This is a genomic window from Tessaracoccus defluvii (genome assembly GCF_014489575.1).
Taxonomy (GTDB): Bacteria; Actinomycetota; Actinomycetes; order Propionibacteriales; family Propionibacteriaceae; genus Arachnia; species Arachnia defluvii.
Window position 1 is genome coordinate 1,076,171 of record NZ_CP060789.1, and the last position, 12,522, is coordinate 1,088,692.

11 protein-coding genes and 1 pseudogene are annotated in these 12,522 nt (G+C 67.3%); 7 read left to right on the forward strand and 5 right to left on the reverse strand.

Features of this window, described 5'->3' with window-relative positions; genetic code table 11:
- Positions 1-16: 16 nt before the first annotated feature.
- Positions 17-1,834, reverse strand: coding sequence for a phosphoenolpyruvate carboxykinase (GTP) (locus H9L22_RS05060; protein WP_187721845.1), 1,818 nt, complete (start codon positions 1,832-1,834; stop codon positions 17-19).
- 133 nt (positions 1,835-1,967) lie between these two features.
- Between H9L22_RS05060 and H9L22_RS05065 the strand changes: the two genes are divergently transcribed.
- The 4 genes from H9L22_RS05065 (at position 1,968) to H9L22_RS05075 (ending at position 7,398) form a co-directional block, all read left to right on the forward strand.
- Positions 1,968-3,398: a helix-turn-helix domain-containing protein gene (locus H9L22_RS05065; RefSeq protein ID WP_187721846.1), complete on the forward strand. Its 1,431-nt coding sequence runs from the start codon at positions 1,968-1,970 to the stop codon at positions 3,396-3,398.
- 354 nt (positions 3,399-3,752) lie between these two features.
- Positions 3,753-4,928 carry an ABC transporter transmembrane domain-containing protein gene (locus tag H9L22_RS18565; RefSeq protein ID WP_226966270.1) on the forward strand — a complete coding sequence of 392 codons (1,176 nt, stop codon included), beginning with the start codon at positions 3,753-3,755 and terminating at the stop codon, positions 4,926-4,928.
- The gene (locus H9L22_RS18570; protein WP_226966141.1) at positions 4,925-5,473 is read left to right on the forward strand and encodes an ATP-binding cassette domain-containing protein; all 549 of its coding nucleotides are present in this window, start codon (positions 4,925-4,927) and stop codon (positions 5,471-5,473) included. Before H9L22_RS18565 ends, H9L22_RS18570 begins: the two co-directional genes overlap by 4 nt.
- Positions 5,470-7,398 (forward strand): ABC transporter ATP-binding protein, encoded by a 1,929-nt coding sequence (locus H9L22_RS05075; protein ID WP_187721847.1) that lies wholly within the window; start codon positions 5,470-5,472, stop codon positions 7,396-7,398. The genes H9L22_RS18570 and H9L22_RS05075 overlap by 4 nt, the downstream gene beginning before the upstream one ends.
- 85 nt (positions 7,399-7,483) lie before the next feature.
- On the opposite strand, the gene H9L22_RS05080 is transcribed toward H9L22_RS05075, so the two are convergent.
- Positions 7,484-7,888, reverse strand: a complete 405-nt coding sequence (locus H9L22_RS05080; protein ID WP_187721848.1) for a hypothetical protein — start codon at positions 7,886-7,888, stop codon at positions 7,484-7,486.
- A gap of 431 nt (positions 7,889-8,319) precedes the next feature.
- Here H9L22_RS05080 and H9L22_RS05085 point away from each other — a divergent pair, with 431 nt between their 5' ends.
- Both H9L22_RS05085 and H9L22_RS05090 read left to right on the forward strand, forming a co-directional pair.
- Positions 8,320-8,898 (forward strand): type IV toxin-antitoxin system AbiEi family antitoxin domain-containing protein, encoded by a 579-nt coding sequence (locus tag H9L22_RS05085; RefSeq protein ID WP_226966142.1) that lies wholly within the window; start codon positions 8,320-8,322, stop codon positions 8,896-8,898.
- The gene (locus tag H9L22_RS05090) at positions 8,895-9,821 is read left to right on the forward strand and encodes a nucleotidyl transferase AbiEii/AbiGii toxin family protein (RefSeq protein ID WP_187721849.1); all 927 of its coding nucleotides are present in this window, start codon (positions 8,895-8,897) and stop codon (positions 9,819-9,821) included. The genes H9L22_RS05085 and H9L22_RS05090 overlap by 4 nt, the downstream gene beginning before the upstream one ends.
- 39 nt (positions 9,822-9,860) lie before the next feature.
- On the opposite strand, the gene H9L22_RS05095 is transcribed toward H9L22_RS05090, so the two are convergent.
- Both H9L22_RS05095 and H9L22_RS20330 read right to left on the reverse strand, forming a co-directional pair.
- On the reverse strand, positions 9,861-10,739 hold the full coding sequence (locus H9L22_RS05095; RefSeq protein ID WP_187721850.1) for a DUF262 domain-containing protein: 879 nt from the start codon (positions 10,737-10,739) through the stop codon (positions 9,861-9,863).
- Positions 10,740-10,801: 62 nt separating this feature from the next.
- A pseudogene (locus H9L22_RS20330) lies at positions 10,802-11,212 on the reverse strand (DUF262 domain-containing protein); the annotation flags it as partial.
- Between the two features lie 499 nt (positions 11,213-11,711).
- Between H9L22_RS20330 and H9L22_RS05105 the strand changes: the two are divergent.
- Positions 11,712-11,894 (forward strand): hypothetical protein, encoded by a 183-nt coding sequence (locus H9L22_RS05105; RefSeq protein WP_187721851.1) that lies wholly within the window; start codon positions 11,712-11,714, stop codon positions 11,892-11,894.
- A 168-nt stretch (positions 11,895-12,062) separates the two neighbouring features.
- On the opposite strand, the gene H9L22_RS05110 is transcribed toward H9L22_RS05105, so the two are convergent.
- Positions 12,063-12,353, reverse strand: a complete 291-nt coding sequence (locus tag H9L22_RS05110; protein WP_187721852.1) for a hypothetical protein — start codon at positions 12,351-12,353, stop codon at positions 12,063-12,065.
- Between the last annotated feature and the right edge of the window lie 169 nt (positions 12,354-12,522).

Below are 12,522 nucleotides of genomic sequence, written 5' to 3' on the forward strand. Positions count from 1 at the left end.
CGGCGCGGAACCTAGCTCAGAGCCGCGCGCGGAACTCCGCGTGCTGCCGCAGCACCGCCTCGGGCACCTTCGCGCCGATCCGTGCGAGGAAGACGTCGGTGTCGTCAGCCTCTGCGGTGACGCCGGCCCGGTCGATCGCGAACAGCGCCTCCCAGTCCTCGTCACTCACGCCCGCCGCCTCGTGATCGATGGCCCCTGCGACGGGCACGAGCCCGAACGGGGTCTCTGTCGCCTCGGCGCGGCCCTCGATCCGTTCGGTGATCCATGCGAGCGCACGGGCGTTCTCCGAGAAGCCGGGCCACAGGAAGCGGCCGTCCTCGCCGCGACGGAACCAGTTGACCTGGAAAATCTGGGGTGCATTGCCGGACTGCGCGAGCCGCTCACCGACGTCGAGCCAGTGCTGCCAGTGGTCGGCCATGTGGACGCCGGAGAACGGCAACATGGCGAACGGGTCGCGGCGTAGTTCGCCCAGCGTGCCCTCCGCGGCCGCGGTCCGCTCCGAGGCCAGTGTGGCGCCCAGGTAGACGCCGTGCTCCCAGTCCCTGGCCTGGGCCACGAGGGGGACGTTCGTCGCCCGGCGCCCACCGAAGATGATGGCGTCCAGCGGCACGCCCGCCGGGTCGTCCCAGGTGTCGGCGATCGAGGGGCATAGGTGGGCCGCGACGGTGAAGCGCGAGTTGGGGTGCGCGGCCGGGGTCCCGGAGTCAGGTGTCCAGTCGTTGCCCAACCAGTCGGTCAGGTGCGCAGGGGGCTCATCGGTGAGGCCCTCCCACCAGACGTCGCCGTCGTCGGTCAGCGCGACATTGGTGAAGACGGTGTCCGCCTCGATCGCCGCGATCGCCGTCGGGTTGGTAGAGTAGCCAGTGCCGGGGGCGACCCCGAAGAAGCCTGCCTCCGGATTGATGGCACGCAGCGTGCCGTCCTCGCTCTGGGCGAGCCAGGCGATGTCGTCGCCGATCGTCTCGACGGTCCAGCCGGGCAGCGACGGGCGCAGCATGGCGAAGTTCGTCTTGCCGCAGGCGCTGGGGAAGCCGGCGGCTACGTGGAAGGATCGTCCCTCCGGGTTGGTCGCCTTGAGCAACAGCATGTGGGCGGCCAGCCAGCCCTCCTCACCGCCGATCTTCGATGCGATCCGCAGCGCGAATCCCTTCTTGGCCAGGATGGCGTTGCCGCCGTAGGCGGAGCCGTACGACCAGATCTCCCGCGTCTCGGGGTAGTGGACGATGTACTTGGTGTCGTTGCAGGGCCAGGCGACATCGGCCTCGCCCGGCTCAAGCGGTGCCCCCACCGTGTGGATCGCGGGGACCCACTCGGTGTCCGGGCCGATGCGGTCGAGGGCCGCGGCGCCCATCCTGGTCATGGTGCCGGTGCTGATCACCACGTAGGGCGAGTCGGTCACCTGGACGCCGAGTCGGGCGAGCGGGCTGCCGACCGGCCCCATCGAGAACGGCACGACGTACATGGTGCGACCACGCATGGAGCCGAGGAACAGCCCGTTCAGGGTTTCGCGCATCTCTCCGGGAGCGGCCCAGTTGTTCGTGGGCCCCGCGTCATCCTCGTGCTCTGAGCAGATGAAGGTCCGCGCCTCGACCCGGGCCACGTCGCCCGGGTTCGACCGGGCCAGGTAGCTGTTGGGGCGCAACTTCTCGTTGAGCTTGATCAGGGTGCCCGCGGCCACCGCCTCATCCAGCAGGCGCTGACGCTCCTCCGGCGAGCCGTCACACCACACGATGCGGTCGGGGCGGGTCAGCCGGGCGACGGACTCGACCCAGGCGACGACACGCCGGTCGGCGGTGGCGGGGGGCTGGTGGGCGATGGTGACGGTGACGGTCATGAGTTTCTCCAACCTGTGTGGTCTGCGCTTCGTTGCGGGATGGGCTCCTGGATTCACCATAGGGAAGGAACCGGGGGACCCTGGTAGCCAGAAGCATGTGAAGTTTCGTGCTTCTTCGCATATCGTGAACTCCATGGCCGATCTCTCGACGTTGGGGCACCGCATCCGGCACTTCCGGACCCGCGCGGGGCTCACGCTCGAAGAACTGGGGGATCTCACAGGAACCGCTCCCAGCCAGCTCTCGATGGTGGAGAACGGACGCCGCGAACCCCGGCTCTCACTGCTCGAGGCGATCGCCGCGGCGCTCAAGGTGACCGCCGCGGACCTCCTGTCCGCTGAACCGCCGTCACCGCGGGCCTCGCTGGAGATCGAGTTGGAGCGGGCGCAGGCCTCGCCCGCCTACCGGGAGCTCGGGCTGCCTCTCCTGCGCCCGGGCCGGGGGATGTCGGACTCGGTGCTGAAGACGATCGTCGGCCTGCACCGCGAGTTGGACCGCCGGGCCCGCCTGGCCATCGCCACCCCGGAGGAGGCCCGCCGCGCCAACACGCAGCACCGCAGCAGGATGCGCGAGCTGAACAACTACCTCCCCGAGATCGAGGTCATCGCCGAGCAGGCCACGCGGGCCGTCGGACACACCACCGGCGCACTGACCCACCGCACGGTCGCGGAGCTGGCGGGACGGGTGGGCCTCACGATCGTCCACACCGACGGGCTGCCGCACTCGGCCCGCGCAGTGGTGGACCTTGAGCGTGGCCGGGTCTACATCCCGCCCGCTTCGATCCCGGGCGGGCATGGCCTGCGTTCTCTGGCGTTGCAGGCGGTCGCGAACCGGATGCTCGCGCATGCGGCGCCCGTCGACTACGCCGACTTCCTCCGGCAGCGTCTGGAGGCCAGCTACTTCGCAGCAGGGTGCCTGATGCCGCGCGCCGCGTCGCTGGAGTTCCTGGAGCGGGCCAAACGGGAACGCAACATCGCCATCGAGGACTTCCGTGACACCTTCGGCGTCACGCACGAGAGCGCGACCCTGCGGTTCACCAACCTCGCCACACACCACCTGGGCATCACCCTGCACTACCTGCGGGTCGACGGTGACGGCTCCGTCGTCGGCGCCTACGAGAACGACGGCCTCCCCCTGCCGCAGGACGCCACCGGCTCAACGGAAGGGGAGGTGGTGTGCCGTCACTGGAGCGCGCGGCGTGCCTTCGCCAGGTCGACCCGCGCGAGTGAGCACTACCAGTACACCGACACCCCTGCCGGCACCTTCTTCGAGTCGACGCAGACGGGCACGGGCGCCATGGCGGAGTTCTCGATCACGCTGGGTGTGCCGTACGCCGCCTCGAAGTGGTTCCGCGGGCGCGAGTCGCAGACCAGGGAGGTGTCGACCTGCCCGGACGTGCGCTGCTGCCGCCGGCCGGATGACGGGCTGGCGGAACGGTGGAAGGGGGAGGCCTGGGCCTCGCCGCGCGTCCGCTCCCACCTGTTCGCGCCGCTGCCCCAGGGCACGTACCCGGGCGTGGATGATCGCGAACTCTTCGAGTTCCTGGAGTCGCACGCACGCGACTGACGCGACCTCTGGAGGGGGACCGGTTGACAGGTTCCGGTCCGGGCTCCTAGTGTTGACGCTGTTGTCGATCTGGAGGAGGTGCAGTGATGTTGACCATCGTCGCCGCTGTTACCCTCGGTCGGCCGCGCATCTTCGCCTCCTGACCCGGTCGCGCCTCTGACGCCCTGAGCGTCCCACTCCTCCCGATCTTCGCGCCGCTGACGGCGCCGTCCACCAGGACTCATCATTTACACCACCCCGCGCGGGCGCTACGACTTCCCGCCTGCCATCCCCGCCGACTCGCGTCCGGACACCAGGTCGCCGAGCAGGTTCCTTTTCTGGCTGATCCGCTCCTACGGGTGGGTCGTGCCTGCCATGACGGCCTCCGCGTCCACCTGGCTGATTCCGGCGGCGGTCACGCCGTGGCTGCTCGGTCGAGCGATCGACACAGGCATCGAGCAGGGGATCGTCGACGCGCTCGGCTGGGTGGCGGCTCTGCTCGGCGTGATCGTCATCGGTGTGGCGGGCGGCATCGCCTTCCACACCTTCGCGGTGCGGATGTGGCTGCTTGGGATCTACGGCATCCAGCGTCGCGTCACGCGACAGTCGGTCCACCTGGGGCACGTGCTGAACCGTCGCGTCCCCACCGGCGAGGTGCTCAGCGTGTCGGCCTCGGACAGCGATCAGTTCGGTGCGACGGTCGACGCGTTCGGGCATGCCATCGCGGCAGCGATCAGTTTCCTGCTCGCATCCGTGCTCATGCTCACGACGTCGCCTGCGCTCGGTGCGCTGGTCCTCGTCGCCGTCCCCCTGCTGGTCGGCGCCTCCGCGCCGGTGCTACGCCCGCTGACCAGGGCCCAGGAGGCGGAACGCACGGAGGCGTCGTCGTTGACGTCGCTGGCGACCGACATCGCCACCGGTCTTCGCATCCTCCGCGGCGTCGGGGGTGAGAGGACCTTCGCGGCGAACTACGAGCGCCAGTCGCAGAAGGTCCGGCACCTCGGGGTCCGGCTGGGGACCTGGCAGGCCGTGGTCGAGGCCATCAGCATCCTGCTATCGGGGCTGCTCCTCGTCGCGCTCGTCTACCTCGGGTCGATGCGCCTGCTCGACGGCACCCTCACGGTCGGCGAACTGATCAGCTTCTTCGGCTACGCCGTGTTCCTGATCTCGCCGATGCAGACCTTCTTCGACTTCGCCCAGAAGTGGGTGCAGGGCCTGGTGTCGGCGGCCAAGACGATGGCGCTGCTCAGCGCCGATCTGCCGTGGGCTCCGGGGCCGCAGAAGCTGAGCGAGGATCCGACGCTCTTCGACGAGGCATCCGGCGTCACCGTGATGCCAGGACGCATGTTGGGACTCGTCTCGGCCGATCCTGACGCGTCCGCGGCGATGGCCGACCGGCTCGGACGCTACCTTCCTGAGGGTGCCCCGAGGCCGAGGACGACGACGATCTGTCCGAGCGCGCGAAGCGGCGGGCGCGGCGGGAGCGGCTGGCGGAGCGTCGCCGTCGTGCCGCCGAGGACGCCGAGGCCGCAGCCAGGCCCTGGGGTGTGAGCGCCGACGGTATCGACTACTCCCAGCTCGACATCTCCGAGCTGCGCGAGCACGTCGTGGTGTCCCACACAGGGGCGATGCTGTTCGCCGGAACCCTGCAGACGGCCGTCGACCCGTGGGGAACACACAGCAGGCAGCAGGCCGAGCAGGCGCTGCGGGTCGCGTCGGCCGAAGACATCTACGCCTCGCTGCCCGAAGGGTGGCAGGGCCGCATCGACGAGAAGGGACGCGGGTTGTCCGGGGGCCAGCGGCAGCGGGTCATCCTCGCCAGGGCGCTGCTGCGTGACCCTGACGTACTGGTGCTTGTCGAGCCGACCTCCGCCGTCGATGCCCACACTGAGGCCCGCATCGCGGAACGGCTCGCCGATCACCGCGCTGGCCGCACCACCGTCGTCGTGACGGCGTCGCCTCTGCTGTTGCGCCGCTGCGACGAGATCGCGGTGCTCGTCGACGGCCGGGAGGTCGCCCGCGGCACCCACCACGAGCTGCGCGATCACGCGGACTACCGCAGCGTCATTGCGCGCGGGATGGAGGACTCACCATGAGTGAACAACTGCTGGACACCACGTCCGCCGACACGTGGCGGGTCGATCCGCTCCCACCCCGTGTGCCCACCGGGCTCGAGGTGCCGAAGGGGGCAGGCCCGCTTCGTCGTCTCACTGCCCTGCGACAGCGGCATTCGCTCCGTGGGGCGAACGCCAGGTCGGTGTACGAGGACGCCCGTTCTCCCCGGCGGGGCTTCCCCGTCGCGACGACGGGCCAGGCGGCCGGTTTCCTCGGCGTGCTGCTGCGCAGCCGCAGGGCGGCGCTGGTCTGGACGATTCTGCTCAATGTCGCGGCGGCCGGGGTGGGTCTCGTGGCGCCGCTGCTGCTGGGGCGTCTCGTCGACGATGTCACGGCCGGTGGGCTCGGCCGCTCGGACGTGGCGACCATGGCCGGCATCATCACCGGGCTGATCGTCGCGCAGGCCGTCGTCACGTTCGGCGCCCGCCGGGCTTCTGCCGTGTTCGGATACGACCTGCTCGCGGCCGCCCGTGAAGAGGTTGTGCGCATTGTGTTGCGGCTGCCTCTCGGCCACGTGGAGGCGTCCGGTTCCGGCGACCTTCTGACCAGGATCACCTCCGACGTCGGGAAGATGGCGACCGCGGCGCGTTGGGCGTTGCCGAACCTGATCGTGTCGGTTGTCCTGATCGGTGCCACCGTCACGGCCATGGCTGTGAACTCGTGGCTGTTGACGCTGCCGATGGTCGGGACCGCGCTGATCATGGCACTGGGCGGTCGCTACTACCTGGCCCGCGCCACGGCGGGATACATCACCGAGTCGGCGTCGTACTCCGTCATCAACTCCACCACCACCGAGACGGTGGAGGGTGCCCGGACCGTCGAGGCCCTGGGGCTCGGGGGCCAGCGGATCGGGCAGCTGGACGAGGACACCGAGGTGTCCGCCCAGGCGGAGCGGTACACGATGACGCTGCGCAACATGCTGTTCGCCATGGTCGACTCCTCGTTCCAACTGCCGCTCGTGGGAGTCGTCCTGCTCGGCATCTGGGGTCATTCGCAGGGGTGGGTCACGATCGGGCAGATCACGACTGCGGCCCTGTACGTGTCGCAGTTGCAGGGGCCCCTCGACCGGGTCATCGCGGTTCTCGACCATCTGCAGCTCGGAATCGTCGGCACGGCCCGACTGATCGGCGTCGCCCAACTCGACGATGACCGTACCCCGGGCGAGTCGCAGCCTGATGGCGTGAAGCTGACCGGTAGCGATCTGCGGTTCGGGTACCGGGAGGGAGTCGACGTGCTTCACGGGGTTGACCTTGACCTTCGCCCGGGCGAGCGGCTCGCCGTCGTCGGACCTTCCGGCTCCGGCAAATCGACGCTGGGCCGACTGGTGGCCGGGATCAACCGGCCACGCACCGGCGATGTCACCGTCGGTGGCGTGGACGTTATGGATCTGCCGCTGGACCGGTTGCGCACCGAGGTTGCCCTGGTCACGCAGGAGCATCACGTGTTCATGGGGTCCGTCCGCGACAACGTCGTGCTCGCCCGCGAGACCAGCGCCTCCGACGCGGAGGTGCAGGAGGCCCTGGTGACGGTGGGGGCCTGGGGGTGGGTGTCGAGGCTCCCGGATGGGCTCGATGCCCAGCTCGGGCACGGCAAGACGGCGCTGACTCCGGCGCAGGCGCAGCAGGTGGCTCTGGCGCGGTTGATCATCGCCGACCCCCACACATTGGTGTTGGACGAGGCGACGTCTCTGATCGACCCGACCTCCGCGCGCAGCCTGGAGGGTTCCATGTCCGCGCTCCTCGAGGGGCGGGCGGTCATCGCGATCGCACACCGACTTCACACCGCCCACGACGCCGACCGGATTGCCGTCGTGGATGATGGGCAGATCGTCGAGTTGGGTCCTCACCAGGAGCTGCTCGAACTCGACGGGCAGTACGCCCGACTGTGGAGGGCGTGGCGGGACTGAGAGCGCGTCGGACGAGTGAGCGAGGAAGGGTGGGGTGAGCGATCCCCACCCTTCCTTCGTTGCGTCCGTGCCAGTTACTGGGGGATCACTGCTTGATCAGCCGCAATCGGTCGACCGTGAAGCCGAGCCCGCTCGATGCGCCGTTCTTGCCGACCGTTGTGATCGTCACGGTGTTGCTGCCGGCGTTCAAGGTGATCGGGTCCAGTGGCAGTGAGTAGCGCTGGGTCGAAGAGAGGTACTGGTCGTGGTGGGCTGGGATGAGGATGGTGTCGAGGTCTGGCGGCCGCCGGCGCAAGTCCGGGAACCTGCCTGTGAAGGGTTGCAGGCCGGGGTTGAATCGGTTCGTGAGTTGTGGCGCACCGATAGTCGCTACTGGTTGGTGACCCTCCGAACAGGAGCTGTAGTCCAGATCATCGCTGATGTATGTGAGTCCGTAGAATCCGACCGTGTCTTTTGGTTGTGGACTGGGACAGGAGATCCTGTTCTCCATGAGATAGCTCGGATCAGTGAAAGGGACATCAAGCACTGCGAGGAGGGCTCCTGATGGTTGTTGGCGGCTACTCCGCCGCAGATGGCAGACCTGCTCAAGCCGGGCATGGGGACCAACAAACCAGAGTTGTCCGGACGGAGGGTTGGCCAACAGGCGTCACCAGATGTCCGATGAACGCTACGAGGCGGCGGGAGGCGACTTGTGATGGGAAAGCGGCGGGGAGTGGAAGCGAGGGGGGAGTGTGTTGCCAAGGCGATGCCCCTCGTTCTTTCACTGCCAGAGTCGTCGCCCCTCTACAAGGCTCGGCGAGTGACCGCGACCACCGACTGACGAGGCCAGAGGGTTCGGGCTACCCGGCGATGCGTACTCTCCTTGCCCGCCCAACTCTTTACAGGTACGGTGGCTGTGTCAAGAGTTGGGAGGGATCAGGGGTGTCGATACGCGAGCTCGCGCCAGCTTTCACGCTCGAGGACGCCCGCACACTGGGCCTCACCAAGGACCAGGTGTACTCCTTGCTCGAGCGGGACGAGATCGAGCGCGTGGGGCGGGGAGTCTATGTTCGCCCCGAGGCACTTCAGCCGGCGTTCACTATGCTTGCTGCGGCAACCGCGCTCCGCGAAGACGCGACGCTATGCCTGACGAGTGCTCTTGTGCACCACGAGCTGAGCGACGCGATCCCGTTCACATCCGACATCGCACTGCCCCGCGGAACACACCACCCTGTCGGCCTCTCACATGTGAGCTGGCACAGCTTCGCCCCGGCCACCTTCCCGATCGGGCGTGAACATACCGACGCGGGAGGAGGGGCCAGAGTCGCGATCTACTCGGCAGAGCGAACCATCGTCGATACCTTCCGGCTCATGCACCAGGAAGGCAGCGACGTTGCGTATGAGGCACTCCGACGTTGGCTGCGGCGGAGGGGGAGTACACCAGCAGGCCTCCTGAAGGTCGCGGGCTCGTTCCCCAAAGCGCTCCCTCGGATCCGCCAAGCAGTGGAGGTGCTCCTGTGACTCCGCCGGCACCGCCCAGAGACACCCCAGCGGGGCGCGCGTACAACGATCTCCGCAACCTCGCCGGACGACAGAATCGCGACCCTGCGGAGTACATCACTCTGTACGCGCTGGAAGGGTTCCTTGCCCGACTCGCAGCGTCCGAATCTGCTGCAGACCTTGTCCTCAAGGGTGGCGTGCTCATGGCAGCCTTCGCGGACCGGCGACCAACCAGGGACATCGACTTCGCCGCTCGAGGGTTCGCCAACGATATCCCCGAGGTTGAAAGACGCGTCAGGAGCATTCTTGCCGTTCCTCGTGATGACGGGCTTGAGTTCGACCTCGACTCCGTCAGGGGAGAGCAGATCCGTGACGACGCCGACTATTACGGGGTGCGGGTCAAGATGGCTGCCCGGTTGGCGACCGCCCAGGTGGCGTTGCACATCGACATGAACTTCGGCGACCCCATCTGGCCTGCGCCGACAGAGGCTGTTCTGCCGCTCCTGCTGGGCGGTACTCTGCGCCTCCTCGGGTACCCGGATCACATGGTTCTCGCGGAGAAGATCGTCACCGCGCTCGAACGAGGAGAGCAGAACACCCGTTGGCGAGATTTCACCGACATCGCGGCCATTGCCCGCTCCCGAACCATCGAAGGTGCGGACCTGCAGGAAGCAATCGGCGTTGTCGCCCGCTATCGCCACGTCGAGCTCGAACCACTCGGCCCGTTGCTGTCACAAATGTCAGTACTCGCGCAACGCAAGTGGGAAGTCTGGCGAAGGAAGCAGAGGCTCGAACAGTCGACCCCGGTGAGTTTCGCCGACCTGCTCGCAGCATGCTTGGCCTTCGTTGAGCCGGTTCTGGCGGGCAGCACGGAACGATTGAGATGGAACCGCGCTTCCCAGGCTTGGGAGGAGCCGACCTCGGCAAGTGCTGAGCATGCTTGATAGTCAGATGATCCTCAGCGTTGAGGAAAACACCAGTGATCAACGGGCAAAGGCTCGGCTAGTGCCGCCAAACTCCCATCTGTCGACGGGGCACGTGTTGAGGTGGTGGTAGGTGACGTCCTCGATCCGGCCGCGGTGGGGGAGACGATCTCCGGGTCGCAGGCCGTGATCAGTGTGGTTGGCGCCCTGCGAAGGGGCCTTCACGATCGCGCGGCGAACAAACCAGCTCTCCAGCAGTCGAAGAACCCGGTCCTTGTCCGCTGCTGGCACATCGGCCTGTGGCTGTTCATCGAGCCAGATCAGTAGCGGCCGCATGATCTCGGAGTCGAGCGTCCCGACCCGATAGCTGAACCACTGTGCACGTGTCAGCGGGCCGGTAGATGCCTGGGCGCCTTCGATGACGAAGCGATAGCGGTCAGCTGCAGCCTTGATCTCAGGCAGGAGAACCTCAATATCGGGGCGTTTGGACGTGACGTAGTCCTTGAACTGTTGGAACAGCTCGCGGATTGGGAAGTCCTCGAGGAGGCGGGCCCGCAGCCAGTGCCATAGGAACCACGATGCGCGCGGATGGGTCACGCGACCAGAGGTGACCGCCGTAACCCACCACGGCGTTTCGAGTTCTGCCCAGTTCGCGAGGTAGGCGCCTTCTACCTGGTCCTCGGTGCCGGGGTGGTTCTGGAAGATGAAGTTCTTGATCAGGTCCGCTGCGCTGAGCGGCTCACCGCGAGCATTGAGAGTCTCGAAGATTGCCTGTGCATCCTCCGTGGCGTCAAGTCGAATGCTGACGATCTCAAGCTGCCCCGAAACGGCATCCACCAGGAGCTTGCCGGCGACGTCGAGAGTCGGGGCGTTGTCGAGGCGAGTTGCAATGGACTGACTGAAGAACTGGTGCGCCTCGGCCAGGCGCGACGACGCCACGGTCGAATAGTCGACCGGTGCTCTGAGGCGCTCATGACCGACTCGAATGCAGCCCGGTCGTGGTTGGTTGGCCAGACCTTGTACTGGTCCTCGGGCTTCTTTCGGAACGCGACCGGGTTGACAATCAGCGGCTCGACTTGCGCGGCAAGCATCGCCAGACCGCGTCGCTCAAGCTGCGCGTGCAGGGCATCCAGCAGTATCTGAAGTGTCGTCAAACGCTGTTGACCATCGATGACGCTCCACTCTTGCATCGCGCCCAGGGTCGAGGGGAGTTGCTGCACGACGAAAGCACCGAGGAAGTGCGTGGCGCTTGGATTCTTGCCAGCGAGAACATCCGTGAGTCGGTCGAGATCCTCCCAGAGAGGCTGCCACTGCCGCTCCTTTGACCACACGTACGGACGCTGGAAGAGAGGGACGACCATACGGGACGGCTGGTAGAACACCTCGCGTGGGTTGACCTTCTCAGGCTTCATGCGGCGACTCTGAACCAGTTCACATCGCAGACCTTACCGAGCACCACCCACCATTGGTCTGCGAGTAGAGCATCAGTCACACCGCACCAGACGGGTGTCCGCTGGACCAGGCCGGCTCAAGAGCAATCGGCGCCGCAGCGATGAACGCGTCATCGGAACGACCGGAGACCCAGGTGGCCGGTCTGCCGCTACCGCAGTCCAGGGCGACTGAGGGATGGGAGGCCCCAGATTATGCCCCCGGCAAACGCCTCGACTTCAGACAGACTGACATAAGGCAGGTTCTCGGCCAGGAGTTCCACGGCGCTGTCGCCCTGCAGGTGCGACCCGCGCGTGATCGGCGCCGAGCGTGACATGGTGGGATGCGGCGTCATTCCTTCTGACACGGCATCTCAGCTAGGAACATGGCGACGAGGAACCCGATGTCACAGCAGTCGGCGCTGAGCGAAGGCTGCGCAGAGGTAACGTGATGCGCACGGCGCGCAGGCGAAGGAGTTCAGGAGTGGTGCGATTCACCCTCGAACTGCTCACCGGCCTCGCCGTCGCGGCGATCTTCATGGTCACGATGTTCTACCTCGGCCCCTGGGCCGATCCACCTGGGATGGACGAACTCTGGTGGCTGCTCGCTGCAGTGGCGGTCCTACTCGCGTCTTGGCGATGGTGGGCACGCCGACGAACACCTTGAACACGTGAGCACCACCCATCGCGGCAAGAGCGGATGTTCGCGCTTCACCAACTCCAGCTCAGGTGGAATCGTCTGGTGCCCGGTTCACGCGTCGTGCGGCGGTTCAGCAGGCGGGGCGAGCTGGATCGGCCGGGTCGAACGGGCCGGTCGGCGGGTCGGAGGCGGCTGTCAGGCCCGCCGGGGCGCCGGATTGATGGCGTCCCCGGACCAGCTCATGTTGTCGTCCACACCAACCTCGAACGCCTCAAGAGCGGGATCGGCGAGAACGACGTCCGCGACCGCGCGCTCGCAGCCGAGCAGCGTGAAGCCGAAGTCGATCTCGGTGGCCAGACACCAGACGTGGTCGTCCGGCCATACGAGGTTCGCCGACTGCCCGAAGCTCTCGTCCTCGACCCACGTCTCGTGCGCGGCCAGGGGCGCCCGGAACAGGTGGTAGCGCCGGTGCGGCAGGGCCAACACCGGCTCGGCACCCCCGGGACCCGGCTCGGCACCGGGACCTCGTAGGTCATCAGATCGGGGTGGTGCGCCTCGACCGCGCCGCCTCCCCAGAACCCGTAGCCCTCCCACACCGCGTAGGTCACGTCCCCAGACGCCTGCAGGTGTGCGACCAGCGCGTCGTGGTCGGGGC